Genomic DNA, 24,189 nt, shown 5'->3' on the forward strand with positions numbered 1-24,189 from the left:
ATCAGGAACCTTGCCTGATAGTTAGTGGTCATCGAGGGGACAATCGATCTGAAAGGATCCCGGCATGGCCGCATCTCCGAGCACCGCCCGGGTCATCAACGACCGTCTCGCCCTCCAATTCCTGCAGGACGAGGGGCCGTTGACGGCGGGACAGCTGAAGGCCATGACCGGCCTCTCCCGGCCCACTGTCGCCGATCTGGTCGACCGGCTCCAGGTCTCGGGGCTGGTCAGGATCGTCGGGGAGGCGGGCGCCCAGCGGCGCGGACCCAACGCCCGGCTGTACGGGATCGTCGCCGACCGCGCCCATCTCGCCGCACTCGACATCCGTACCCAGGGGGTCTCGCTGGTCGTCGCCGACCTGCTCGGGGCCACGCTCGCCGAGGCCTCCCTCCCCATCGGCGACGACACCGCGACGGAGTCCGCCGTGGAGCGGGCCGCCGCCCTGCTGGAGCGGACCGTGCGGGACGCCGGCGCCACCCGGCTGCACAGTGTCGGCGTCGGCGTGCCCGGTCTGATCGACCCGGCCACCGGAGAGCTGCGCACCGTCCGGGGGCTGCCCGCCTGGCACCGGCGGCTCGTGGCCGCGCTCCAGGAGCGGCTGTCCGCCCGTGTGGTCCTGGAGAACGAGACCAATCTCGCCGCCGTCGCCGAACAGCGCGCCGGGGCCGCCCGCGACCGGGACACCTTCGTCTTCGTCTGGCTGGGGCACGGGGTCGGCGCGGGCGTCTTCCTCGACGGGCGGCTGCGCCGGGGGGCCGCGGGCGGCGCGGGCGAGATCGGCTTCCTGCCGGTGCCGGGGACCGGGGGCCTGCCCTCCGCCGTCGAGTGCGGCGGCGGCTTCCACACCCTCGTGGGCGCCGAGGGGATCCGCCGGCTCGCGGCGGAGCACGGCCTGCCGGTGCCCGGCGGGGACGGCCCGGGTGCGGCCGCCGCCATGGCGTCGGTCGTGGCGGGGGTGGTCGCCTCCGGTGGCGGCGGCGCGGCCGGATTCCTGGACGAGCTGGCCCAGCGGATCTCGCTCGGCGCGGCGGCGGTGACCGCGGTCCTGGACCCCGGCTGTGTGGTCCTCGGCGGTGAACTCGGCCTCGCGGGCGGGGCCGCGCTGGCCGAGCGGGTCGAGAGCCGGCTCGCCGGGCTCACCCCGATGGCCACCCAGGTCCGCCCGGGGGAGCTGGGCGGCTCCGCCGTGCTGCGGGGCGCCCTGCTCATCGCCCGCGACCACGCGCAGGACGACCTGTTCGGCCCCGGCGCCGCCTGACGGCGCGATCGCCGGGGGGCAACGCCCGGCGGCGGCAAGGGCCGGGACTCCGCCGCCGGACGTCGGTCACCCCGCGCTGCGGAGTGCCGGTGAGCCTAAAAGGACTAGACCAACGGGGTCAATACCACGGGATCACGCGGCGATCGGGGTGCATCGCCGCATTCCTGTGATCCAGGCCACATATGACCACCCGCGTGGCGCAGAGTCGACCGTGGCAGACTGGCCCTGTATCAGCAGCAGCGCACTCCGGGGTCGGTGCAATTCCGAACCGGCGGTTACAGTCCGCGACCCGTCCGCCGCCAGCGGTCGGTTGACCAGGTGAAATTCCTGGACCGACGGTGAAAGTCCGGATGGGAGGCAGTGCGCGGCGGGCGGCCCTGTGCGGCACGTCGGCCGTCGGCGGCGGCTGGTCGCCCCCTGTCGTGGGCGACCGGTGTGTCCGTACGCCGGTCCCGGCGTTCCCCGTGCGTCATCGGTGTCCCCGCTCTCTGTCGTCATCGACAGCCCCGGAGTCCGTGCCCGAACAGGCAGGAGGACCCGGTGGCCACCGCAGCCGACACCGCCGCCATGCGCCGAGCCGTCTCGCTCGCCGCCCGCGGCCTCGGCTCCACCAGCCCCAACCCGGTCGTCGGCTGTGTCATCACCGACGCCGCCGGAGAGATCGCCGGAACCGGCTACCACCAGCGCGCCGGCGGCCCGCACGCCGAGGTGCACGCCCTGCGCGCGGCGGGCGGGCGCGCCCGGGGCGGCACCGCGTACGTCACGCTCGAACCCTGCGACCACACCGGCCGCACCGGCCCCTGTAGTCAGGCCCTCGTCGCCGCCGGGATCGCCCGGGTCGTCTACGCGGTCGCCGACCCCACCCCGCAGGCCACCGGCGGCGCCGGCACCCTCAGGGCCGCCGGGGTCCGGGTGGAGTGCGGACTGCTCGGTCCCGAGGCCGAGGCGGGCAACACGGCCTGGCTCACCTCCGTACGCCTCGGCCGCCCCCACGTCCTGTGGAAGTACGCCGCCACCCTCGACGGCCGGATCGCCGCCGAGGACCGCACCAGCCGCTGGATCACCTCCCCCGAGTCCCGCGCCGACGTGCACCGGCTGCGGGCCGGGGCGGACGCCGTCGTCGTGGGCTCCGGCACCCTCGCGGCCGACGACCCCCACCTCGCCGTCCGGGGCGTCGCGGACGCCGTCCAGCCGCTGCGGGTCGTCGTCGACACCCGCGCCACGATCACCCCGGCGGCCCGCGTCCTGGACGGTGCCGCGCCGACCCTGATCGCCGTGGGCGCGGACGCCGACACCCGCCACCTGCCCGGCGTGGACACCGTCGTCCTGCCCGCGGGAGCGGACGGCGGCCTCGACGTCCACGCCCTCCTCGCCGAACTGCACGCCCGGGGCGTCCGCTCCGTCCTGCTCGAAGGCGGCCCCACCCTCGCGGGGTCCTTCGTCGCCGCGGGCGCCGTCGACAAGGTCGTCGGCTATCTCGCCCCCGCCCTGCTGGGCGCGGGCCCCGCCGCCCTCGGGGGCGCCGGAATCTCCACGATCGGCGGAGCGTTCCGGCTCGACATGACCGAGTTCACCCGGCTCGGCCCCGATCTGCGGATCACCGCGGTCCCCGTACCCGTACTCGTACCCGCCGTCGACGCCGCAGGCGCCGTACCCGTCTCCAAGGAGAGCTGAGTGTTCACCGGAATCGTCGAGGAACTGGGCGAGGTCACCGCCGTCGAGCGGCTCGGCGACTCGGCCCGCTTCCGACTGCGCGGCCCCCTGGTCACCGACGGCGCACGGCACGGCGACTCCATCGCCGTCAACGGCGTCTGCCTCACCGTGGTCGAGACCGGCGAGGGGGAGTTCACCGCCGATGTGATGGCCGAGACGCTCAAACGCTCCAGCCTCGGCGCCCTCGCCCCCGGGGACCGCGTCAACCTGGAACGCCCCACCCCCGTCGGCGGGCGGCTCGGCGGCCATGTCGTCCAGGGCCACGTCGACGGCGTCGGCACCATCCTGGACCGCGCCCCCGCCGAGCACTGGGAGATGGTCACCGTCTCGCTCCCCGCCCCGCTCGCCCGCTATGTGGTCGAGAAGGGCTCCATCACCGTCGACGGCGTCAGCCTCACCGTGGTGGACGCGGGCGACGACCGCTTCACCGTCAGCCTCATCCCGACGACCCTCGCCCTGACCACCCTCGGGGTGAAGAGCGGCGGGGACACCGTCAACCTGGAGGTCGACGTGATCGCCAAGTACGTCGAGCGGCTGCTCGGCGCCCGCGCGGCCGGCGCCCCGGACGCCCCCGGGCCGGGCCCGGAGCCGGTCCGATGAGCGCCCTCTCCACCCTGAACTCGGTCGCCTTCACCGCCTTCGGCCAGGACATCAAGTGGTCCGACATGGTCGGCAACGTCATCGGACTGATCGGCCTCGCCCTCGGCTGGCGCCGCTCCATCTGGACCTGGCCCGTCCAGCTCTTCTCCGGCCTGGTGCTGGTGGCCGCGTACGCCTCCGCCGACCTCGCCGGCGGCGTCGGCAAGCAGCTCCTGGTCATCGGCGTGGCCGTGTGGGGCTGGCGGCAGTGGAGCCTGGGCAGCCGGCAGGCCCGCGACGGCTCCGTCGCCGTCCGCTTCGCCTCCTGGAAGGAACGCGGCCTGCTCGCCGGCGGCGCCGCCCTCGGCACCGTCGCCGTCGCCGGCCTCTTCCTCGCGTACCCCTCGCTCTCCTGGAGCCCCTGGGCCGACGCGTACATCTTTGTCGGCACCCTCGTGGCGATGATCGCCCAGGCCCGCGGTCTGGTCGAGTTCTGGTTCGCCTGGCTGCTGGTCGACCTCGTCGGCGTGCCCCTCGCCTTCAGCAGCGGTCTCGCCTTCTCCGGCATCGTCTACGTCGTCTACTTCGGACTGGTCCTGTGGGGCCTGCGGGACTGGTGGCAGCGCTCCCGTACCCCGGCACTGAATGGAGTCCCCGCGTGAACACCGCACCGCCCCAGGCCGCGACCGGCGAACTGCCCGAACTGACGGCCCCCACCTGGTACTCCACCGACAACCGCGAGGACCTCGCCCTCGACCCCGTCGAAGCGGCCATCGAGGACATCGCCGCCGGCCGCCCCGTCGTGGTCGTGGACGACGAGGACCGCGAGAACGAGGGCGACCTCGTCATCGCCGCCGAGAAGGCGACCCCCGAGATCATCGCCTTCATGATGAGCGAGTGCCGGGGCCTGATCTGCGCCCCCATGGAGAGCGGGGAACTGGACCGGCTCGCCCTCCCGCAGATGGTGGAACGCAACACCGAGTCCATGCAGACCGCGTTCACCGTCTCCGTCGACGCGAGCCCCGCCCACGGCGTCACCACCGGCGTCAGCGCCGCCGACCGCGCCACCACCCTGCGGCTGCTCGCGGGCGGCGAGGCCGCCCCCGGCGACTTCGTCCGCCCCGGCCATGTCTTCCCGCTGCGCGCCAAGCCCGGCGGTGTCCTCGTGCGCAACGGCCACACCGAGGCCGCCGTCGACCTCGCCCGCCTCGCCGGACTGCGCCCCGCCGGGGCCATCGTGGAGATCGCCGGCGAGGACGGCCGCATGCTGCGGCTGCCCGAGCTGATCCCCTTCGCCCGCCGCCACGGACTGACGATCATCTCCATCGAGGACCTGATCGCCCACCGCCGGGCCACCGAACCGACCGTCGCCCGCGCCGCCGCCGCCGACCTGCCGACCTCCTTCGGCCGTTTCACCGCGTACGGCTACCGCTCCACCATCGACGGCGTCGAGCACATCGCCCTCGTCCACGGCGACCTCGGCGACGGCGAGGACGTGGTGGTCCGCATCCACTCCGAGTGCCTCACCGGCGACATCTTCCACTCGCTGCGCTGCGACTGCGGCCCCCAGCTGCACGCCTCCATGGAGCACATCACCCGCGCCGGCCGGGGCGTCGTGGTCTATCTCCGCGGCCACGAGGGCCGGGGCATCGGACTGCTGCCCAAGCTGCGCGCGTACGAACTCCAGGAGCGCGGCCGGGACACCCTCGACGCCAATCTGGAGCTGGGGCTGCCCGCCGACGCCCGGGACTACGCCGCCGGCGCCCAGATCCTCGCCGACCTCGGGGTCCGCAGCCTCCGGCTGATCACCAACAACCCCGACAAGATCGCCGCGCTGGTCCGGCACGGCCTCACCGTCCACGGCCGTGAGCAGCTGCCCGTCCAGGCGGGCGAGCACAACCTGCGCTATCTGCGCACCAAGCGCGACCGGATGGGCCATGAGCTGCCCGGACTCGACACGGCCCCGGCCCCGGCCGCCGGGCCCGCTTCGACCTGCGCGAACCAGTGACCCCGTAACACCGACACGGCCCCTGAACAGGAACAGAACCCCCGAGGAGAAGCGTGAGTGGCAACGGCGCACCCGAACTGTCGGTACGCAACTGCGGTGACCTCCGAGTCGCCGTGATCGCCGCCCTGTGGCACGAGAAGATCATGGACGGGCTGGTCGACGGCGCGCTGCGCGCCCTGCACGAGCTGGGCATCGACGAGCCGACCCTGCTGCGCGTCCCCGGCAGCTTCGAGCTGCCGGTGGTCGCCAAGGTCCTCGCCGAGCGGGGCTACGACGCCGTCGTCGCCCTCGGCGTCGTCATCCGCGGCGGCACCCCCCACTTCGACTACGTCTGCCAGGGCGTCACCCAGGGCCTCACCCAGGTCGCCGTCGACACCGGGGTCCCCATCGGTTTCGGCGTGCTGACCTGCGACACCGAGCAGCAGGCACTGGACCGGGCGGGCCTGGAGGGGTCCAGCGAGGACAAGGGCCACGAAGCGGTCACCGCCGCCGTCGCCACCGCCACGACGCTGCGTTCGGTCAGCGAACCCTGGCGCTGACCGGGCCGCCCCACCCCGTACCCTGGGACCCATCATGGCGAACAAAACCTTCGAAGAACTCTTCGCCGAGCTTCAGCACAAGGCGAGCAACGGCGACCCCGCCACCTCCCGTACCGCCGAGCTGGTGGACAAGGGCGTCCATGCCATCGGCAAGAAGGTCGTCGAGGAGGCCGCCGAAGTCTGGATGGCCGCCGAGTACGAGGGCAAGGAAGCCGCCGCCGAGGAGATCTCCCAGCTGCTGTACCACGTCCAGGTGATGATGGTCGCGCGCGGGATCTCCCTGGACGACGTCTACGCGCACCTCTGAGCGGCCCTCCCCGCGACCTTCCCCGTCCGCCCCTCCCACCACCACCGTCCCAGCCGAAGGAAGTCGGTCTCATGCTGCGTATCGCCGTTCCCAACAAGGGTTCACTGTCCGGACCTGCGTCGGCGATGCTCCATGAGGCCGGCTACCAGCAGCGCAAGGAATCGAAGGAACTGGTGCTGGTCGACCCGGAGAACGAGGTGGAGTTCTTCTACCTCCGCCCCCGGGACATCGCCATCTACGTCAGCTCCGGCCGGCTCGACATCGGCATCACCGGCCGCGATCTGCTGCTCGACTCCGGGGCCAGCGCCGAGGAGATCCTCCAGCTCGGCTTCGCCCGTTCCACCTTCCGCTACGCCACCCGGCCCGGCACCGCGAAGGACGTCGCCGACTTCACCGGCATGACGGTCGCCACCTCCTACGAGGGCATCGTCGCGGCGCACCTCGCCGAGCACGGCATCGACGCCTCCGTGGTCCACCTCGACGGCGCCGTCGAGACCGCCGTCGAGCTGGGCGTCGCCCAGATCATCGCCGATGTCGTCGAGACCGGCACCTCGCTGCGGAACGCCGGCCTCGAAGTGATCGGCGAGCCCATCATGACCTCCGAGGCCGTCGTCATCCGCCGGACCGGCGCCGACGCGGAGGACCCCAAGGTGCGCCAGTTCCTCCGCCGGCTCCAGGGCGTCCTGGTGGCCCGGTCGTACGTGATGATGGACTACGACTGCCGGGTCGAGCACCTGGAGCAGGCCGTCGCCCTCACCCCCGGCCTCGAATCGCCGACGATCTCGCCGCTGCACCACGAGGGCTGGGTCGCCGTCCGCTCCATGGTCGCCGCCAAGGAGGCCCAGCGGATCATGGACGATCTGTACGAGCTGGGCGCGCGCGCCATCCTGACCACCGCGATCCACGCCTGCCGGCTCTGAGGAACCCGCCATGAGCACCACACCCGCCGCCTCCGCCACCGGTCTGCCGACCCTCCCGGTCACCTTCCGGCCCACCCGTACCCGGGTGGTCCTGCTGACCACCGGCGCGATCATGTTCGCCGTGATCACCTTCGCGGGGCTGACCCTGAACCGGCTCAACCCCGGCGAGCGGATCAGCTTCGTCTTCACCGCGTTCCTCTTCCTCGGTGTGCTCTTCCTGCTGGCCCGGCCCAAGGTCGTCGCCGACGGCGGCGGGGTCACGGTCGTCAACATCACCCGTGTCCGGCGTCTCGAATGGGCGGAGATCCTCCGGGTCAATCTCCGCACCGGCGATCCCTGGGTCTTCCTCGACCTCAGCGACGGCACCAGCCTCCCGGTCCTCGGCATCCAGCCCGGAATCGCCCGTGAGCAGGCCATCAGCGACGCCCGCGCCCTGCGCGACCTGGTCGAGGTGCACGGCGGCGTCGCGTCGTAGCCCCCGCCCACGGGCCCCGGCCGGGGCCCGTGGGACGGACGGCGGGGGACAGCCCCGGCGCTTCCCCCGCCCCCCTGCGGCCCCGGTGCTTAATCTGGTGCCGGTGGCGCCGAGCGCGCCCCGTCCCCTTCCCGGTGCCCCCGCGCCCCCGTGTGCGGCGAGGCACGGCCCGGGGGACACCTGCGACCAGGGGAGTGACACCCTCCGGCCATGGACGGACCGTCCGGCAGTACCCCCGCCGCCCCCTCCCGGGAGGCGGCCGCATGATCTCAGCCGTGGTGCCGCTCAGCGCGGCCTGTGCCCTGATCCTCGCCAACGGATTCTTCGTCGCCGCCGAGTTCGGACTCGTCACCGTGGAACGGCCGGACGCGGAACGCGCCGCCGCCGCCGGTGACCGCCGTGCCCGCCGGGTCGTCGAAGCCCTCCGCGAACTCTCCTTCCAGCTGTCGGGCACCCAGCTCGGCATCACCCTCACCTCGCTGGCCACCGGCATGCTCGCGCAGCCCGCGCTCGGCGGACTGCTCGCCGGGCCGCTGACCGCCGCCCGGGTGCCCGCCGGGGCCGTCCCCGGGATCGCGGTCGTCACCGGGATACTCCTCGCCGCCGCCGTCCAGATGGTCGTCGGCGAACTGGTGCCCAAGAACTGGGCCGTCTCCCGGCCGCTCCAGGTGGCCCGGTTCACCGCTGGCCCGCAGCGGCTGTTCGCCGCCGCCTTCCGCCCCCTGATCACCCTCCTCAACGCGGCCGCCAACCGGGCCGTCCGGCTCTTCGGCGTGGAGCCCGCCGACGTACGGGAGTCCGCCCGCACCCCCGGGGAGCTGGTCGCCCTCGCCCGCCACTCGGCCCGCGCGGGCGCCCTGGAGCAGCGGACGGCCGACCTCTTCGTGCGGACGCTGTCGCTCGGCCGGCTCACGGCCCAGCAGGTGCTGACCCCCCGCGTGCGCACGGTCGCCCTGCACGCCGACGCCACCGCCGCCGATGTCCTCAACCTCACCCGCGCCACCGGGCTCTCCCGTTTCCCCGTCTACCGGGAGGGCATCGACGACGTCATCGGCATCGCCCACCTCAAGGACGCGCTGGCGGTGCCCGCCGCCGACCGTCCCCGTACCCCCGTCGCCGTCTTCGCCGCCCCGCCGCTGCTCGTCCCCCGCACCCTGCCCGTCGAACGCCTGCTGGAGCGGCTGCGCGCCGAACAGCCCCTCGCCGTGGTCGTGGACGAGTACGGGGGCACGGCCGGGGTCGTCACCCTGGAGGACATCGTGGAGGAGCTGGTCGGCGAGGTCCGCGACGAGCACGACACCGCGTTCGGCTTCGACGGCCAGTGCGAACTCGCCCCGCTGGCACCGGAGGACGGCCGCCCGGTGTGGGAGGCCGACGGCAGCTGCCGGGTCCTGACCCTGCGCCGGATGGGGCTCGACCTGCCCGACGGCCCCTACGAGACGGTCGCGGGGCTCGTCGCCGACCTGCTGGGCCGCGTCCCCGCCCCCGGCGACCGGGCCGAGGTGCCCGGCTGGCGGCTCTCCGTCCGGCGGGTCGGGCGCTACCGGGCCGAACGGGTCCGCCTGGTCCGCGCCGCCACCTCCGGTACGGGCATCTCCGGTACGGATACCTCCTGCGGGGACCTCTCCGGCGCGGTCGCCGCCGTCACCGCAGCGGAGGCCGCCCGGTGAGCGCCCTCCAACTCCTCCTCGCCGCCCTGCTCGTCCTCGCCAATGGCTTCTTCGTCGGCGCCGAGTTCGCCCTCGTCTCCGTCCGCCGCAGCCAGATCGAACCGCTCGCCGCGCAGGGCTCGGCCCGCGCCCGCCGGGTCCTGTACGGGGTGGAGCACCTGCCCCGGATGATGGCGGCCGCCCAGTTCGGGATCACCGTCTGCTCGCTCACCCTCGGGGCCGTCGCCGAACCCGTCGTCGCCCGGCTGCTGGCACCCCTCCTGGACGCGGCCGGCGCCCCCGCCGGGCTGATCCACCCGCTCGGCTGTGCGGTGGCCCTCGCCGCCGTGGTCGTGCTCCACCTGGTCGTCGGGGAGATGGTGCCCAAGAACCTCGCCCTCGCCGCCCCGGAGGCCACCGCCCTGTGGCTCGGCCCCGGCCTGGTCGCCTTCGCCCGGCTCTGCCACCCGGTGACGGCCGCGTTCGACGCCCTCGCACGGGCGCTGCTGCGGCTGTGCGGGGTCGAGTCCCGCGAGGAGGTCGAGGCCGTCTTCACCCGCGCCCAGCTGGGGCGGCTGGTCGAGGACGCGGGCCGGGCCGGGCTGCTCGGCCCCGACCAGCAGGAGCGCCTGGCGGACGCCCTGGCACTCGGCAGCCGCCCGGTCAGCGAAGTCCTCATCGACCGCTCCGCGCTGGTGACCGTCGACCCCTCCATCACCCCCCGCCGGATCGAGGAGCTGACCGTACGCACCGGCTACTCCCGCTTCCCGGTCCGGGGCGACGCCACCGGCCCCTACCTCGGCTATCTCCACGTCAAGGACATGCTCGACCTGGACGAGCGGGAACGGGCCGTGCCCGAGCGGGCGTGGCGGCCCATGACCACGCTCGCCGCCGAACTGCCCCTGGACGAAGCCCTCGCGGTGCTGCGGCGCGCGGCCGTCCCTCTCGCGCAGGTCGCCGACCCCGGCGGGCGGGTGCTGGGGCTGGTGGCGCTGGAGGACGTCCTGGAGACCCTGGTGGGAGAGGTCCGCGACCCGGCGCACACCGCCGGGGCCCTCGCCTCGCCCACGGCCCGGACCACCGGGGACATCGCCCTCGTCAGCTGAACCCCGCCCGAACCCCTCCTGAACCCCGCCACCTTCCGAAGGAGCCTTCAGAGCGGGGGATCCTGCGGGCCGCGCTCCAGCGGACCCCGGCCCGACAGGACCTCCCCGTACGCCTGCATCAGATCCGGCAGCCGCAGTGTCGCCAGATCCTCCCGGGTCGGGGTGCCCGGGTACTGGGAGAGCCGCAGATCGCGATAGGCGCAGCTCTTCTCGTACAGCGTGCGCAGGAACCGCCCGTTGCCCAGTTCGTCGATCCAGCGCTGGTCCACCACATGGCCGCTGATGGACCGCAGCTCCTCGACGGCCTCCTCGTCCCAGCCGTCCCCGTTCTGCGCGGCCAGCACCTCGCCGATCGCGGTCAGCTCCAGCGGACGGTACGAGGGGAAGTCGACCCGGGTGGTGAAGCGCGACGTCAGCCCGGGGTTGGCGGCGAGCAGCCGGTCCATGCCCTCCGGGTGCCCGGCCAGGATGACCACCAGGTGGTCGCGGTTGTCCTCGGCGCGCTTCAGCAGCACCTGAAGGGCCTCGTCGCCGTACGCGTCCCCCTTGGAGTAGCCCGAGTTGGCCAGGGAGTACGCCTCGTCCACGAACAGCACCCCGCCGAGCGCCGAGTCGATCAGCTCATTGGCCTTCACCGCGGTCTGCCCCAGATACTCGCCCACCATGTCCGAGCGCTGGGCCTCCACCAGATGGTCGCCGCCGAGCAGCCCCAGGGCGTAGAAGACCCGGCCCAGGATCCGCGCCACGGTGGTCTTCCCCGTGCCCGGCGGCCCCGAGAAGACGAAGTGGCGTTTCGGCGGCTGCACCGGCAGCCCCTGCCCCGCCCGCAACCGGGCCATCTCCAACTGCGCCGACAACGCCTTGACCTGCCGTTTCACCGGATCCAGGCCCACCATCGACTCCAGGGACGACAGGGCGTCCGCGAGCAGCGCCGGATCGGTGGGGCCGGCCGGGAAGAGCGCGCGGTCGCCCCCGCCGGACACCCGCGCCCGCCGCCGGGGCGGGCCGGCGAGCGGGCCCGGCGCGCCCGCACCGGGCGGCACCGACTGCGGATCGGGTCCTGAGCGGGCCTCCGCCGGGCCGGCGGTCTCGCTGTCGGCGCGCTCCTCGCCGCTCTCCTGGCCGAAGCCCGCCAGCGAGACCGCGAGCCCCGCCGGCCCGTCGCCGCCGTCCACCCCGTCGAGTCCGGCGGCGCCGTCCACGCCGTCCAGTCCCTCTATGCCGTCGTACGCGGAGATCGCCGCGAGCCGGGCCGCGGTGTCCATGAACGCCGGGTCGATCCGGTGCACCGCCCGGTACAGCGGCAGCGCCGCCGCGCTGCGGCCGGTTCCCTCGTGCGCCCGCGCCAGCCAGTAGCGCAGCTCCTTGCGCTGCGGCTGCTCACTGCGGCAGCGCATCAGCGCCGCCGACAACAAGGGCTCCGCCTGCCCGTACATCTCCAGCCGCACCCGGGCCATACCGCCGAAGAGCCCGGCCTCGATCCCCAGCAGCGGATCGTCGACCAGGGGCTCCGTGTGCCGGACCAACTGCTCCCAGTCCTTGACGAGATAGGACCGGCAGGCGTGCAGGAACCGCACCTGGGGGTCGGCGTCGATCGGCGGCAGATGCGCCAGCGCCCGGTCCAGCTCGGCCACATGACGGCCGTCGAGCCAGTGCGAGGCGTGCGCGAGCAGCAGATCGCGCGGGGTCTCCAGGACCGGCTGGACCCACCAGCCCAGCCAGTACCAGGAGTTGAGGGTGCGGCGGTGGCGGGTGCGCTGCTCGCCGAAGCGGTCCCGGGCCCGGTACATCCGCAGCAGCGCGTCGGTGGTGTCCACCCGCAGCGCGTGCAGGCCCAGCCAGCCGTCGGCCATCTGGGGGTCGAGCCGTACGGCGGTGCGGAACTCGTCCTCCGCCTGGGGGTAGGCCCCCATCGTGTAGGCGTCCACGGCGCGCACCCAGGCCAGGTCGGCCGGGTCCGGCACGCCCTGTGTGCCGATGTCCATCAGGTCCCCCACCAAGTGCCGCCTGCGCCCTGTCCGGCCGGTCCGGCCGTGCGTCCGTCGGGGGGAATGCTCTTCCCGGGTCCCGCCGCCGGGCGGCAGGTCGCCCGGATCCGTGCCGAACCACCGTGCCGAAAGCGGGAATTGACCCCACAGAAGGGCATCGTACCCGCGCGGGCACGGACAGCCTAAGAGTGCCGGGGCGCGGGCCGGGTCGTGGTGACCGAGGGTGAGAGGCCCGGGGGTACGGGGGGCGTGACCGGAGGCAGAACGAAGCCCCCGGTCACGGGGGAACAACCGGGGGCTTCGTGTCTGTGGCAGCTCAAAAGCCGCACATTGAGAACGTAATCCCGCTACGCCCCCTCGGTCAAGCAGAGTTCGGGCAGTCCTGCGGCAGATTTCCGACTGGTCGGTTTGAGGGGGGAGTAAGGTCACTGAGGGTAAGGAAATGGCTCTCGCCTGCGGTTGTCGCCGGAGGTGCCGGGGGCCGTCCCCGGGCCGGCGGTCACCCGGTATCCCTCGGGGCACTCCCGTACCAGGGCGTCGGCGAAAGGGCGCGACGGATCGGCGGAGAAATGGCGCGTCTCCGCCACTGTCCACTCGTCCCAGAAGGCGTCCAGCGCGGCTCCGTCCCGCCGCCGGCCCCGCCGCCAGGAGTCCTCGGCGTCCCGCTCCATCCAGAGCAGCGCCGCGAGCAGGGGCCGAAGGGCCCGCCGGCCCGCGCCGACGCCCTCGACGACGACGGCGGGCGCGGGGGCCAGGGCGCGGGGCGGGCTGAACTGCCGCGCGTCCCAGTCGTACGGCGCGTAGTACGCGGTCCTGCCGCCGGAGAGCGGCCGGGCCACCTGGGCGAGCAGCCGGCCGGTCCAGTCGAACAGCTCCGCGTGGCTGGCCAGGTCGTCCAGGTGGAGGACGGGCGCGCCGCCGGGGGCGAGGGCCGCCGCGAGCCGGGCGGCGAAGGTGCTCTTGCCCGAGCCCGCGTGCCCGTCCACGGCGATCAGCCGCACCGGCCCGCAGGAGGGCGGCAGCGCGCGCAGGGTCCGGGCCAGCCGGTCGAGGTCGTCCACCGGGCCAGCGTACGCACCGGGCCGCAGGGGCCACCGGGCCGGCGGGAGTAGCGGGAGTAGCGGGAGTGACGGGAGTGATGGGGGCGGCTTGCGTGACGGCCCATCGGCCGGATGCGCCACGACGGGATGGACGGGCGGGCCGGTGGGTACGCGTGTGGGCGCGGACCCCGGCCGACCCCGGGCGTTCCCGGCGCAGTGCGCGGTCACCGGCCCCGGTCACCGACCGCCACCGGGACCGCCCCGACCTGCCGGGGCCCGTCACGATCAGCAGCCACGATCAGCAGCCACGAACAACAGTCACGACCCAGCAGTCACGAGCAGCAGTGACGACCGAGACCGAGCCGGCCGACCGCCGGTGACGAGGGGAAACCATGCCCACGACGCGCAGAACCGTGCTCTCCGCCGCCATCGGGACCGTGGCGGGGGCCGGTGTCCTCACGGCGGCCCCCGCAGGCGCCCGCCCCGCGGCCCGCCCCCCGCGGAACCCGCTGGTCGACAACCGCTTCTGGACCTCGTACGGCGACTGGCGCCGGGGCACGGCGGACGGTGTACGGGCGCTGCCGGGCCCGCGCCCCGCACTGCTGATCGGCCGCCCGGCGGGGCGGACGGAGTACACCGACCCGCACACCGGCCGGACCACCGCGTGGGAGTACGCCACCTGGACCTCGCCCGTGCACCGGACCCGGACGGCGGCGACCGAGATCATCGCCTCCTGGAACGCGTCCACCCCGCCCGGGACCTGGCTCCAGGCGGAGCTGAGCGGCGACTACGCCGACGGGGGCCGCACCCCGTGGTTCGTGATGGGCCGCTGGGCGTCCGGCGACGGCGACATCCGGCGGGCCTCGCTGGACGGCCAGGGCGACGGCCGGGCGAGCGTCTGGACGGACACCCTCGCGGTGGACGACCCGGCCGGCGGGACCCGGCTGGTCGCGTACCGGCTGCGGCTCACCCTCCACCGCAGGCCCGGGACCCGGCTCACCCCCGTCGTCCGGCGGGCCGGGGCCATGGCCTCCGACATCCCCGACCGCTTCACGGTCCCCGCCACCGTCCCCTCTCTCCTCGGACCGGGCCGGGAGCTGACCGTGCCCCGGTACTCGCAGAACGTCCACATCGGCCGCTACCCGGAGTACGACAACGGCGGTGAGGCGTGGTGCAGCCCCACCTCCTCGCAGATGATCGTCGAGTACTGGGGGCACCGGCCGTCGGCGGCGGACCTCGCCTGGGTCGACCCCGGCTACAGCGACCCCCAGGTCTGCCACGCGGCCCGCGCCACCTACGACCACCAGTACGAGGGCTGCGGCAACTGGGCCTTCAACGCCGCCTACGCCGCGACCCACCCCGGGATGAACGCGGTCGTCACCCGCCTCGGCTCGCTGACCGACGCGGAACGGCTGGTCCGGGCCGGGATCCCGCTGATCACCTCGCAGTCCTTCCGGGAGGAGGAGCTGACCGGGGCGGGGTACGGGACGGCGGGCCATCTGATGACCGTGACCGGGTTCACACCCGGCGGCGATGTGATCGCGGGCGATCCTGCGGCGCCCGGGAACGAGGCGGTGCGCAGGGTCTACCGCCGCCGCGAGTGGGAGAACATCTGGCTGCGGACCAAGCGGTACGCCGCCGACGGGCGGACCGTCTCCGGTACCGGCGGGGTCTGTTACCTGTACTGGCCCGAGGAGGCGACCGCGCTCCAGCGCCGGGCCCTGAAGAGCCTCGGGATCCGCTGAGCCGCCGCCGGCCCGCGCGTCCCCGTGCCGCCCCGGGCGCCCGGGGACGCGGCCGGCCCGGGGGAGTGACCTGGCTCTCTACCCCCGGGGCCGGGTTCCTGGCACTGTGGTCGGGTCACCGGTGCGTCCGCCCCGGCGGCGCGCACCAGCCGACCGAACGAACGAGCGCGATCATGACCACCACCGCACTGCCCCCAGCCGCCACCCGCACCCGCACGGGCGGGCCCGACGACGACCGCCGCTCCGAGCTGGTCGAGCACCTCGCCGGCTGGGCGCTGGTCGTGGTGATCGCCATGCTGGTCACCCGGCTCGGCCTGCTCTGACCCCGTTCCGCCCCTCGGTCCCGGCCGCTGGGACGGGCCCTGTGGCGGCCCCGGACTCTGCCATACTGCGGATTTCCTGTGTCCCCCCGAAACAAGGGTCTGCATTGCGCAAGGACGAGCGGAACAACGCGAACGGGGCGCCCCGGGATTGCGACGCGAACGGGGCACCCCAAGGCCGCCGTGCCGAACTTCTCTCGATCGGCCGGAAGTTGTTCGCCCACACCTCCTACGACGCGCTGTCGATGGACGACATCGCCCGGCAGGCGGGTGTCGCGAAAGGGCTCATCTACTACTACTTCGCCAGTAAGCGCGGCTATTACCTCGCCATTGTCGAGGATTCGGCGGCGGAGCTGCTCTCCCTGGCCGCCGCCCGCCCCGAACTGCCGGGCGCCGAGCGGGTCCTGCGTACCGTCGACGGATATCTGCGGTACGCGCAGAACAATGAGGCCGCATTCCGGACCATCACCAGCGGAGGGGTCGGTTTCGACACCGAGGTGCAGTCCGTCCGGGCCGCCGTCCGCGAGGAGTTGGCGGGCGCGATCGCCGAAGGCGCCTACGGCTCCCGGGAGATCCCCGCGACCACCCGGCTCGCCCTGGTCGGCTGGCTCGGCTCGGTCGAGCAGATCGCCCTGGACTGGCTCGGCCATCAGGGGGAACCGGGCCGGGAGCGCGTCGCCGAGCTGCTGACGCGGCTGCTGGGGGCGACCCTCGCGACGGCGGGGGAGTGCGATCCCGGCTGCCCTCCGCTCTCCCCGGAACTCCTCGCTCCGCCGCTGTCGGCGGACCCCGCCCCCGCCGGATAGCCCCGCGCGGCACCCCCGTACCTGTGCCCGTACCCGTAGCCGTAGCCGTATGCGTTTTACAGGTCTGGACCAATTGTCGGGCCGGTCGCGGGCCGTGGGGGAAGGCGCCCCGGATTTCCCGGGACGCCCTTCCCGGTTTCTCCGGCGCCGCGCCCCGCCGCCCTCCCGCCGGACGGGCGAATCGGCCGTACGGCGGGTACGAATAACCGATTTCCCCACCTGACCCGTGACGAAGGTCTGTTGATCGGGCATACTCGACGCGCCACCGCCGCACATCCGTCCCACCGCGATCCGGAGGACGGCGAGCGGTACGGCGGAAAGCACGGCGGAACGCGCCCCGACCCTTCGCGCGCGACGCCCACAGCCCGACAGGGAGGAGAGCGCCGCAATGTCCGACCGCGTTTCGCAGCCGGTGGACCGGGAACTGCCCACCGAGGAATCCCGGGAACTCCTCGCGCTGGTGCGGGAGATCGCCCAGCGTGAGATCGCCCCCGGTGCCGCGGCCGAGGAGGAGGCGGGCCACTTCCCCCGCGACGTCTTCCGGCTGCTGTCCGAGTCCGGGCTGCTCGCGCTGCCCTACCCCACCGAGTACGGCGGCGGCGACCAGCCGTACGAGGTCTACCTCCAGGTCCTGGAGGAACTGGCCGCCGCCCGGCTGACGGTGGGCCTCGGGGTCAGCGTCCACACCCTCGCCTGCCACGCCCTGGCCGGCTACGGCACCAAGGAGCAGCGGGCCGCATGGCTGCCCGCCATGCTGGGCGGCGGACTCCTCGGCGCCTACTGCCTCTCCGAGCCCTCCTCCGGCTCCGACGCCGCCTCGCTGCGTACCCGGGCCGTCCGCGACGGCGACGACTGGGTGATCGACGGCACCAAGGCGTGGATCACCCACGGCGGGATCGCCGACTTCTGCACGGTGCTCGCCCGCACCGGCGGCGAGGGGCCCCGGGGCGTCACCGCCTTCCTGGTCCCCGGCGACGCGCCCGGACTGACGGCGGCGGCCCCCGAGCGGAAGATGGGCATGAAGGGCTCGCCCACCGCCCAGCTCCACTTCGACGGGGTACGGGTGCCCGACGCGCGCCGCCTCGGCGAGGAGGGGCAGGGCTTCGCGATCGCCCTCTCCGCGCTGGACTCCGGCCGGCTGGGCATCGCCGCGTGCGCCGTCGGCATCGCGCAGGCGGCCCTGGACGAGGCCGTCGCGTACGCGACCGGGCGCCGCCAGTTCGGGCGGGCCATCGCCGACTTCCAGGGGCTGCGGTTCATGATCGCCGACATGGCGACCCGGGTCGAGGCGGGCCGCGCGCTCGTGCTGGCCGCCGCCCGGCGGCGGGACCGGGGGCTCCCGTTCTCCCAGCAGGCCGCCATGGCCAAGCTCTTCTGCACCGACGCGGCGATGGCGGTCACCACCGACGCGGTCCAGGTGCTCGGCGGCTACGGCTACACCGCCGACTTCCCGGTCGAGCGGCTGATGCGGGAGGCCAAGGCGCTCCAGATCGTGGAGGGCACCAACCAGATCCAGCGGATGGTCGTCGCCCGCCGGCTGCTGGGGCCCGAGACCCGCTGAGCGGGAGCCACCGAGGCCGGGGCGGTGCCGTAACCGGGTCCGCCCGCGGGCCCGGGAAGCGGACCGCCGCCCGCGCGCCCCGCCCCGCCCGTCCTGCTCGTCCCTGCGTCGCAGGCCTGCCCCGCTCGTACGGTGCCGACGGCCGCCGTCCCGTCCCGTGTGGTCCCGCCGGACCGGGTGTCTCCGGTGGGCGTGCCCGCCGGGGTCATGCGCGTCATCCGTGTGTCCGCCCGCCCGTGTCTTGCCGGGACCGCCCCGCCCGTGGTCGCCCGGGCGCCGCCGGAGAGGACCGGACTGCGGACCACAGGCGGACGCCCCGGCTCCGCACGGGGCCGGGGCATTTCGTCGGGGTGTCCGCCGCCGGGGCGGCTCAGGCCGCGCGCTTGCGCAGTGGCTGCGACCCCGGGCCGCCGACGTGCGAGAACGGCTGCATCCGCCAGTCGAGCCCCTGAGGCAGCGTCAGCAGCAGCCCCATCTCCTGCTCCTGCGGGCCCTCCCCCTCGTCGGCCGGGCGGGCCTGCCCCGCCGGGCGGCCGGTCCCCGTGCACACGGTCAGCCCGAACGGATTCCACGGGGTGGGGCACAGCGCGTGCTCCGGGAGGACGTCCTCGTCCGCGAGCAGCGCGATGGGCTGGCTGCAATCGGGGCAGACGACGCGGTACATCTCGAAGGTGTCGTACGCGTCCAGCTCCTCGATCTCGATCTGATCAGCCTGATCGGCCGGATCAAGAGGCTCCGATGCGGTACGGATATTCCTGACATTCTGCATGGGTTCTCCCCCTCGGGTGGGCCAACCAGGCTCGTGTGGCCTCGACCACACCAAGCACTTCCCATCGCGATCGGCGGGTAACCGTCGGGTTACGGGTCAGGGCCCGTCACTTCTGTGGCGTTCGTCACATGTTCCGTCCGGTGGGCCCCGGTGCGGTCCCTCCCGCTGTGCCGGATGCCACCCGGGCCCTTAAGTTGATCCACATGGAGGACCTGGATCGTCAGATCGTTGAATTGCTCGTCAGGGACGGCCGCATGAGCTACACCGACCTGGGCAAGGCCACCGGCCTGTCCACGTCGGCGGTGCACCAGCGGGTCCGCCGGCTGGAGCAGCGCGGCGTCATCCGCGGCTACGCGGCGGTCGTCGACCCCGAGGCGGTGGGGCTGCCGCTCACGGCCTTCATCTCGGTGAAGCCCTTCGACCCGAGCGCCCCCGACGACATCGCCGAACGTCTCGCCGGAGTCCCCGAGATCGAGGCGTGCCACAGCGTCGCCGGGGACGAGAACTACATCCTCAAGGTGCGCGTCGCCACCCCGCTGGAGCTGGAGCACCTGCTCAGCCGGATCCGTTCGCTGGCCGGCGTCTCCTCCCGTACGACGGTCGTCCTGTCCACCCCCTACGAGGCCCGCCCGCCGCGCATCTGAGCCACTGCCGAGGGCCGCGGCGGCGCAACCTAGGGTGGTGTCATGACCGAGAGCACCGCCCCCGCCGGCGAGCACCGCACCACGCTGCTGCGCGGCGGAGAAGTCCACAGTCCCGCCGACCCCTTCGCCACCGCGATGGTGGTCGAACGGGGCCACGTCGCCTGGGTCGGCTCCGAGGGCGCGGCCGACGCCTTCGCCGCCGGTGTGGACGAGGTCGTCGACCTCGACGGAGCGCTGGTGACCCCGGCGTTCACGGACGCGCATGTGCACACCACGGCCACCGGGCTGGCCCTGACCGGACTGGAGCTGTCCGGTGCCGGGAGTCTCGCCGAGGCCCTGCGCCGGGTACGGGAGCACAGCGCCGCCCACCCGGCGGACCGGGTGCTTCTCGGCCATGGCTGGGACGCCGCCCGCTGGCCGGAGCGGCGCCACCCCACCCGGGCCGAGCTGGACGAGGCCACCGGCGGCCGGCCGCTCTACCTCACCCGGATCGATGTCCACTCGGCGGTCGTCACCACCGCCCTGCTCGACCTGGTTCCGCAGGTCAGGGGCATGACCGGCTACCACCCCGAGGGGCCGCTCACCGACGCCGCCCACCACGCCGTCCGGGCCGCCGCCCACGCCGCCGTGACCCCGGCCCAGCGTGCGGCCGCCCAGCGGGCCGCCCTGGAGCGGGCCGCCTCGCTGGGCATCGGCACCGTCCACGAGTGCGCGGGACCCGAGATCTCCGGCGAGGACGACCTCACCGGCCTGCTGGCGCTCGCCGCGGCCGGCGAGGGCCCCCGGGTCGTCGGCTACTGGGCCGAGGCGATCACGGACGCGAAGGGCGCCGACCGGATCCGCGAGCTGGGGGCCGTGGGCGCGGCCGGCGACCTCTTCGTGGACGGCTCCCTCGGCTCGCACACCGCCTGTCTGCACCAGCCGTACGCCGACGCCGACCACACGGGCGTCTCCCACATCGACGCGCGGACCATCGCCGCCCATGTCACCGCCTGCACCCGGGCCGGGCTCCAGGCGGGCTTCCACGCCATCGGCGACGCCGCCGTCAGCGCCGTGGTCGAGGGGATGCGGGCGGCCGCCGAAGCCGTCGGCCTGGACCGGGTGCGCGCCGCCCGGCACCGGGTCGAGCACGCCGAGATGCTGACCGGCGCGCATATCGCCGCCTTCGCCGAGCTGGGCCTCACCGCCTCCGTGCAGCCCGCCTTCGACGCGTACTGGGGCGGCGAGGACGGCATGTACGCCGAGCGCCTGGGCGTGGCGCGGGCCCGTACCCTCAACCCGTACGCGGCCCTGCTCCGGGCCGGGGTGCCGCTCGCGCTGGGCTCCGACGCCCCGGTGACCCCGCTGGACCCCTGGGGCACCGTCCGGGCCGCCGCCTTCCACCGCACCCCCGAGCACCGGATCTCCGTCCGGGCGGCCTTCACCGCGCACACCCGGGGCGGCTGGCGGGCCACCGGCCGGGACGACGCAGGGACCCTGGTGCCCGGGGCCCCCGCCGACTACGCCGTGTGGCGCACCGGTGAGCTGATCGTGCAGGCGCCCGACGACCGGGTCGCCCGCTGGTCGACGGACCCGCGCTCGGGCACCCCGGGACTGCCCGACCTCACCCCGGGGGCCGAACTGCCGGTCTGTCTGCGGACGGTGGTCGCCGGACGGACCATCTGGACAAACCGCATGTGAGCGGCCGAACGAGTGACGTACGGACCTTTCGTGTCGCGGGCTGCCTCCGGGAGCGGTCGGCCGCGACCTGCGGATCTTCTCCGGAGAACCGGCTGAATTGGGCAAACCGCGCAGATCGCACGACTGTTGACATGGAGCGCCCGGTGGCCGGTAGGTTCGGCCGCGTCCACCACAGGACGTCCGACCGGCAGACCTCCGCGCCCCCGTCGAACGCCGCTGGGCCATGGGGCTGTGCGCCGCACCGGGGCACGGCCACTGGGAGCCAGGCCCAGCGACCGCGAGCCGGGGGCGAGGGAAGGTTTTTGCCGGACGGCAGGTGCGACCCGGACGGGGTCCGGCGTTCAACAGACAACGGCTCTCGGTCGACCCGCAGCCAGCGGGTTCCAGGTCGGCCCGAAGGAGGCCGGACCCCTCCGCGCTCCCTGTCCGCCCGCTGCCCCGGGGCGGCCCCCGCCCCGCCCGCGCCAGCACCGGCCGGTGCGCGGGAGCCCCGGCCGGGGCCCGTCCGCGCGGCCCCGTACCCGTGCCGACGTGGTCATGCCCCCGACGATCGCTAAGGTGGACCCTGAGTACGGACATCAAAGGGGCCAGCAGTGAACGACGTCGCCAGGGACAGCGAAGCAGCCCAGGGGAAGCGGTACGGGCCGCTCGGCAGATCCTTGGTGATCATCCCGACCTACAACGAGGCCGAGAACATCGAGGCGATCGTCGCCCGGGTGCGTACCTCGGTGCCCGAGGCGGACATCCTGGTCGCCGACGACAACAGCCCCGACGGCACCGGCAAGATCGCCGATGAGCTGTCCGCCGGCGACCCCCAGGTGCACGTGCTGCACCGCAAGGGCAAGGAGGGGCTGGGCGCCGCCTACCTCGCGGGCTTCGCCTGGGGCATGGAGCGCGACTACGGCGTACTGATCGAGATGGACGCCGACGGCTCCCACCAGCCGGAGGAGCTGCCCCGGCTGCTGACCGCGCTGAAGAACGCCGACCTGGTGCTCGGCTCCCGCTGGGTGCCCGGCGGCCGGGTGGTCAACTGGCCCAAGTCCCGCGAGATCCTCTCCCGCGGCGGCAGCACCTACTCCCGGCTCTTCCTCGGGCTCTCCATCCGCGACGTCACCGGCGGATTCCGGGCCTTCCGCGCCGAGACCCTGCGCGGTCTGGGGCTCGACCGGGTCACCTCCCAGGGCTACTGCTTCCAGGTCGACCTCGCCCGCCGGGCCGTCGCCGCCGGATATCACGTGGTCGAGGTCCCGATCACCTTCGTCGAGCGCGAGCACGGCGACTCCAAGATGAACCGCGACATCGCCGTCGAGGCGCTGTGGCGGGTGGCCGGCTGGGGCGTCACGGATCGCGCCAACCGGCTCCGGGGCCGCCAGACCCCCTGACGGCGTCCGTACGGACGTCCAGGCACACTGGGAGCATGACGACCGGTGCCATGCCCCCGACCGCCCCCGGCCCCCGGCGCTCGCGCGCCCGCAGACTGCTCCCGCTCGGCGTCGCCGCCTGGCTGGTCCTGGAGATCTGGCTGCTGACCCTGGTCGCGGGGGCGGCGGGGGGACTGGCCGTGCTGGCCCTGCTGGTCGGCGGCGCCGTCGTGGGCGGCGCCGTGATCAAGCGGGCCGGGCGCCGGGCCTTCGCCAACCTCACCGAGACCCTCCAGCGCGCCCAGGCCGGGCAGCCCCCGGCCGCCGGGGAGCGCGCCGGCGGCGGTAACGGCTTCCTCATGCTCGCCGGGCTGCTGCTGATGCTGCCGGGACTGATCTCCGACGCCGTCGGGCTGCTCCTGCTGCTGCCCCCGGTGCGCGCGCTGGTGAAGCGCCGGGCGGAGCGCTCCCTGGAGCGCCGGATGCGCCAGGCGGCCCCCGGCGGCCTCCAGGACGCCTTCCAGCAGGCCCGCATCCACCGGCCGGACGGGAAGGTCGTCCCGGGCGAGGTGATCCGCCAGGACGGCCCTGCGGGCGCCTCCGGCGGCGGCTCCGCCCCGGACGAGGGCCCGCGGCCCCCGCTCACCCCCTGAACCACCACCGGGCGGCGTACCGGCGGGCCCCTGCGTGGGTCCCGTGTACGCCGCCCGTTGTCGTTCCCCTGTCGTACGTTCCCCTGTCGTACCGGTGGCCGGTACGCGACGGATGCACGCGACGGACGCACGTCACGGATGGTGTCCATGACGGATGGTGTCTACACGCACAGAGCCGCGGGCCGGTCCGCACACAAGGTGCGGACCGGCCCGCGGCTCTGATTGCCGTATGTCGCGGTACGTCGCTGTACGCGCGCCCGGGACCTCGTGCCGCTAAGGGCCTCTCGTCTGGATCTTGCTGGGGCTCGCGTGCCCTGGCACCGCACCTCGCTGCGTTGTCGTCAATCGCCAATGCTCCGCAGTGGCTCAATCCTCCGCCTTGCGATGCACGGCACCAGACCCCGCTCCCTCGCCCAGCCTGATCCAGACGAAAGACCCTAGGCCGATTTCCTGCTGTCCCGCGGATGCACGGCGATGTTCATGGCGCCGGAGCGCAGGACCGCCAGCCTCTCGGCCAGCACCTCCTCCAGCTCTTCGCGGGTACGCCGCTCCATGAGCATGTCCCAGTGCGTGCGCGCGGGCTTGCCCTTCTTCTCCTCGGGGCCGTCCCCGTCCACCAGGAGTGCCTGGGCGCCACACGCCTTGCACTCCCACTCCGGCGGAATTTCCGCCTCGACCGAGAACGGCATCTCAAAACGATGTCCGTTCTGGCATGCGTACTCCACCGCCTGGCGCGGGGCCAGATCGATGCCGCGGTCCGTCTCGTAGCTGGTAACCACGAGGCGCGTGCCGCGGAGAGCTCGCTCACTCATGAATCGTGCCTCCCGGGCTTGTCGCCCACAGGACAGGTGTCGCTGTCGTCGTCATCCGGTCAACGTCCGGTCGGCCGTAAAGATTCCCGTTCCGGGTCATGCGTCGCCCGTCGTGCCGCTGCTTTCCCAAGGTTGGGGTACCCACCAGTGCCCGGTTTGTCACATCTGACAGAAAGTGTCACCCACGGATTCCACTTGTCCCTGTGCGCAGTAACGGTCCGCCTGGCAGGCCAAACGCGTACACTACCGGCCTTTC

The 24,189-nt window shown here is 73.9% G+C and carries 23 protein-coding genes and 1 riboswitch; of the genes, 19 read left to right on the top strand and 4 right to left on the bottom strand.

All coding sequences use genetic code 11. The features are described 5' to 3' along the window. Positions 1–64 precede the first annotated feature (64 nt). The 11 genes from SYYSPA8_RS19255 (at position 65) to SYYSPA8_RS19305 (ending at position 10,554) form a co-directional block, all read left to right on the top strand. Positions 65–1,258, top strand: a complete 1,194-nt coding sequence (locus SYYSPA8_RS19255; protein ID WP_323448449.1) for an ROK family transcriptional regulator — start codon at positions 65–67, stop codon at positions 1,256–1,258. Between the two features lie 237 nt (positions 1,259–1,495). Further along, a riboswitch (FMN riboswitch) is annotated at positions 1,496–1,626 on the top strand. Between the two features lie 172 nt (positions 1,627–1,798). Next, positions 1,799–2,932 carry a bifunctional diaminohydroxyphosphoribosylaminopyrimidine deaminase/5-amino-6-(5-phosphoribosylamino)uracil reductase RibD gene (gene ribD / locus SYYSPA8_RS19260; protein ID WP_323448450.1) on the top strand — a complete coding sequence of 378 codons (1,134 nt, stop codon included), beginning with the start codon at positions 1,799–1,801 and terminating at the stop codon, positions 2,930–2,932. Continuing rightward, positions 2,933–3,571, top strand: a complete 639-nt coding sequence (locus SYYSPA8_RS19265) for a riboflavin synthase (RefSeq protein ID WP_323448451.1) — start codon at positions 2,933–2,935, stop codon at positions 3,569–3,571. It abuts the gene before it with no gap. Beyond that, positions 3,568–4,212: a nicotinamide mononucleotide transporter family protein gene (locus SYYSPA8_RS19270; RefSeq protein ID WP_323448452.1), complete on the top strand. Its 645-nt coding sequence runs from the start codon at positions 3,568–3,570 to the stop codon at positions 4,210–4,212. The genes SYYSPA8_RS19265 and SYYSPA8_RS19270 overlap by 4 nt, the downstream gene beginning before the upstream one ends. 41 nt (positions 4,213–4,253) lie before the next feature. Beyond that, entirely contained in the window at positions 4,254–5,558 is a 1,305-nt protein-coding gene (locus SYYSPA8_RS19275) for a bifunctional 3,4-dihydroxy-2-butanone-4-phosphate synthase/GTP cyclohydrolase II (protein ID WP_323448520.1), read from the top strand. A gap of 53 nt (positions 5,559–5,611) precedes the next feature. After that, positions 5,612–6,097: a 6,7-dimethyl-8-ribityllumazine synthase gene (gene ribH, locus SYYSPA8_RS19280; RefSeq protein WP_323448453.1), complete on the top strand. Its 486-nt coding sequence runs from the start codon at positions 5,612–5,614 to the stop codon at positions 6,095–6,097. Positions 6,098–6,131: 34 nt separating this feature from the next. Further along, positions 6,132–6,404 (top strand): phosphoribosyl-ATP diphosphatase, encoded by a 273-nt coding sequence (locus SYYSPA8_RS19285; RefSeq protein ID WP_323448454.1) that lies wholly within the window; start codon positions 6,132–6,134, stop codon positions 6,402–6,404. Positions 6,405–6,475: 71 nt separating this feature from the next. Then, positions 6,476–7,324 (top strand): ATP phosphoribosyltransferase, encoded by an 849-nt coding sequence (hisG, locus tag SYYSPA8_RS19290; protein ID WP_323448455.1) that lies wholly within the window; start codon positions 6,476–6,478, stop codon positions 7,322–7,324. 10 nt (positions 7,325–7,334) lie between these two features. After that, the gene (locus SYYSPA8_RS19295) at positions 7,335–7,799 is read left to right on the top strand and encodes a PH domain-containing protein (RefSeq protein ID WP_323448456.1); all 465 of its coding nucleotides are present in this window, start codon (positions 7,335–7,337) and stop codon (positions 7,797–7,799) included. A 263-nt stretch (positions 7,800–8,062) separates the two neighbouring features. Beyond that, positions 8,063–9,469 (top strand): hemolysin family protein, encoded by a 1,407-nt coding sequence (locus SYYSPA8_RS19300; RefSeq protein ID WP_323448457.1) that lies wholly within the window; start codon positions 8,063–8,065, stop codon positions 9,467–9,469. Continuing rightward, entirely contained in the window at positions 9,466–10,554 is a 1,089-nt protein-coding gene (locus SYYSPA8_RS19305) for a hemolysin family protein (RefSeq protein ID WP_323448458.1), read from the top strand. Before SYYSPA8_RS19300 ends, SYYSPA8_RS19305 begins: the two co-directional genes overlap by 4 nt. A 47-nt stretch (positions 10,555–10,601) precedes the next feature. Here SYYSPA8_RS19305 and SYYSPA8_RS19310 read toward each other — a convergent pair whose 3' ends face one another. Beyond that, entirely contained in the window at positions 10,602–12,539 is a 1,938-nt protein-coding gene (locus SYYSPA8_RS19310; protein ID WP_323448459.1) for an AAA family ATPase, read from the bottom strand. A gap of 428 nt (positions 12,540–12,967) precedes the next feature. Further along, positions 12,968–13,603, bottom strand: a complete 636-nt coding sequence (locus SYYSPA8_RS19315; protein ID WP_323448460.1) for a hypothetical protein — start codon at positions 13,601–13,603, stop codon at positions 12,968–12,970. Between the two features lie 371 nt (positions 13,604–13,974). Here SYYSPA8_RS19315 and SYYSPA8_RS19320 point away from each other — a divergent pair, with 371 nt between their 5' ends. The 4 genes from SYYSPA8_RS19320 to SYYSPA8_RS19335 all read left to right on the top strand — a co-directional run bounded on the left by SYYSPA8_RS19320 (position 13,975) and on the right by SYYSPA8_RS19335 (position 18,014). Further along, entirely contained in the window at positions 13,975–15,327 is a 1,353-nt protein-coding gene (locus tag SYYSPA8_RS19320; RefSeq protein ID WP_323448461.1) for a peptidase C39 family protein, read from the top strand. A gap of 173 nt (positions 15,328–15,500) precedes the next feature. After that, positions 15,501–15,650: an SCO1431 family membrane protein gene (locus tag SYYSPA8_RS19325; protein WP_323448462.1), complete on the top strand. Its 150-nt coding sequence runs from the start codon at positions 15,501–15,503 to the stop codon at positions 15,648–15,650. 104 nt (positions 15,651–15,754) lie between these two features. Next, a complete protein-coding gene (locus SYYSPA8_RS19330) occupies positions 15,755–16,453 on the top strand; it encodes a TetR/AcrR family transcriptional regulator (protein ID WP_407706030.1) in 699 nt (232 codons plus the stop codon). A 388-nt stretch (positions 16,454–16,841) separates the two neighbouring features. Next, on the top strand, positions 16,842–18,014 hold the full coding sequence (locus SYYSPA8_RS19335; RefSeq protein ID WP_323448463.1) for an acyl-CoA dehydrogenase family protein: 1,173 nt from the start codon (positions 16,842–16,844) through the stop codon (positions 18,012–18,014). A gap of 370 nt (positions 18,015–18,384) precedes the next feature. Here the strand turns inward: SYYSPA8_RS19335 and SYYSPA8_RS19340 are convergent, their stop codons facing one another. Then, positions 18,385–18,783 (bottom strand): hypothetical protein, encoded by a 399-nt coding sequence (locus tag SYYSPA8_RS19340; protein ID WP_323448464.1) that lies wholly within the window; start codon positions 18,781–18,783, stop codon positions 18,385–18,387. Between the two features lie 203 nt (positions 18,784–18,986). On the opposite strand from SYYSPA8_RS19340, the gene SYYSPA8_RS19345 reads away from it, so the two are divergent. The 4 genes from SYYSPA8_RS19345 to fxsA all read left to right on the top strand — a co-directional run bounded on the left by SYYSPA8_RS19345 (position 18,987) and on the right by fxsA (position 23,121). After that, positions 18,987–19,427 carry an Lrp/AsnC family transcriptional regulator gene (locus SYYSPA8_RS19345; protein WP_323448465.1) on the top strand — a complete coding sequence of 147 codons (441 nt, stop codon included), beginning with the start codon at positions 18,987–18,989 and terminating at the stop codon, positions 19,425–19,427. A 42-nt stretch (positions 19,428–19,469) separates the two neighbouring features. After that, the gene (locus SYYSPA8_RS19350; RefSeq protein WP_323448466.1) at positions 19,470–21,107 is read left to right on the top strand and encodes an amidohydrolase; all 1,638 of its coding nucleotides are present in this window, start codon (positions 19,470–19,472) and stop codon (positions 21,105–21,107) included. Between the two features lie 593 nt (positions 21,108–21,700). Next, positions 21,701–22,489 carry a polyprenol monophosphomannose synthase gene (locus SYYSPA8_RS19355; protein WP_323448467.1) on the top strand — a complete coding sequence of 263 codons (789 nt, stop codon included), beginning with the start codon at positions 21,701–21,703 and terminating at the stop codon, positions 22,487–22,489. 35 nt (positions 22,490–22,524) lie between these two features. Then, the gene (fxsA, locus tag SYYSPA8_RS19360; protein WP_323448468.1) at positions 22,525–23,121 is read left to right on the top strand and encodes an FxsA family membrane protein; all 597 of its coding nucleotides are present in this window, start codon (positions 22,525–22,527) and stop codon (positions 23,119–23,121) included. 437 nt (positions 23,122–23,558) lie between these two features. Here fxsA and SYYSPA8_RS19365 read toward each other — a convergent pair whose 3' ends face one another. Next, positions 23,559–23,933: an RNA polymerase-binding protein RbpA gene (locus tag SYYSPA8_RS19365; protein ID WP_003959706.1), complete on the bottom strand. Its 375-nt coding sequence runs from the start codon at positions 23,931–23,933 to the stop codon at positions 23,559–23,561. Between the last annotated feature and the right edge of the window lie 256 nt (positions 23,934–24,189).

The sequence above is a fragment of the Streptomyces yaizuensis genome, from assembly GCF_034961445.1.
In the GTDB taxonomy this organism is placed as follows: domain Bacteria; phylum Actinomycetota; class Actinomycetes; order Streptomycetales; family Streptomycetaceae; genus Streptomyces; species Streptomyces yaizuensis.

Bases quoted from the DNA above. Each gene is read 5' to 3' on its own strand.
- SYYSPA8_RS19255 (WP_323448449.1), top strand. From the start codon at position 65: ATGGCCGCATCTCCGAGCACCGCCCGGGTCATCAACGACCGTCTCGCC.
- SYYSPA8_RS19270 (WP_323448452.1), top strand. From the start codon at position 3,568: ATGAGCGCCCTCTCCACCCTGAACTCGGTCGCCTTCACCGCCTTCGGC.
- SYYSPA8_RS19285 (WP_323448454.1), top strand. From the start codon at position 6,132: ATGGCGAACAAAACCTTCGAAGAACTCTTCGCCGAGCTTCAGCACAAG.
- hisG (WP_323448455.1), top strand. From the start codon at position 6,476: ATGCTGCGTATCGCCGTTCCCAACAAGGGTTCACTGTCCGGACCTGCG.
- SYYSPA8_RS19295 (WP_323448456.1), top strand. From the start codon at position 7,335: ATGAGCACCACACCCGCCGCCTCCGCCACCGGTCTGCCGACCCTCCCG.
- SYYSPA8_RS19300 (WP_323448457.1), top strand. From the start codon at position 8,063: ATGATCTCAGCCGTGGTGCCGCTCAGCGCGGCCTGTGCCCTGATCCTC.
- SYYSPA8_RS19310 (WP_323448459.1), bottom strand. From the start codon at position 12,539: ATGGACATCGGCACACAGGGCGTGCCGGACCCGGCCGACCTGGCCTGG.
- SYYSPA8_RS19320 (WP_323448461.1), top strand. From the start codon at position 13,975: ATGCCCACGACGCGCAGAACCGTGCTCTCCGCCGCCATCGGGACCGTG.
- SYYSPA8_RS19325 (WP_323448462.1), top strand. From the start codon at position 15,501: ATGACCACCACCGCACTGCCCCCAGCCGCCACCCGCACCCGCACGGGC.
- SYYSPA8_RS19335 (WP_323448463.1), top strand. From the start codon at position 16,842: ATGTCCGACCGCGTTTCGCAGCCGGTGGACCGGGAACTGCCCACCGAG.
- SYYSPA8_RS19340 (WP_323448464.1), bottom strand. From the start codon at position 18,783: ATGCAGAATGTCAGGAATATCCGTACCGCATCGGAGCCTCTTGATCCG.
- SYYSPA8_RS19345 (WP_323448465.1), top strand. From the start codon at position 18,987: ATGGAGGACCTGGATCGTCAGATCGTTGAATTGCTCGTCAGGGACGGC.
- SYYSPA8_RS19350 (WP_323448466.1), top strand. From the start codon at position 19,470: ATGACCGAGAGCACCGCCCCCGCCGGCGAGCACCGCACCACGCTGCTG.
- fxsA (WP_323448468.1), top strand. From the start codon at position 22,525: ATGACGACCGGTGCCATGCCCCCGACCGCCCCCGGCCCCCGGCGCTCG.
- SYYSPA8_RS19365 (WP_003959706.1), bottom strand. From the start codon at position 23,933: ATGAGTGAGCGAGCTCTCCGCGGCACGCGCCTCGTGGTTACCAGCTAC.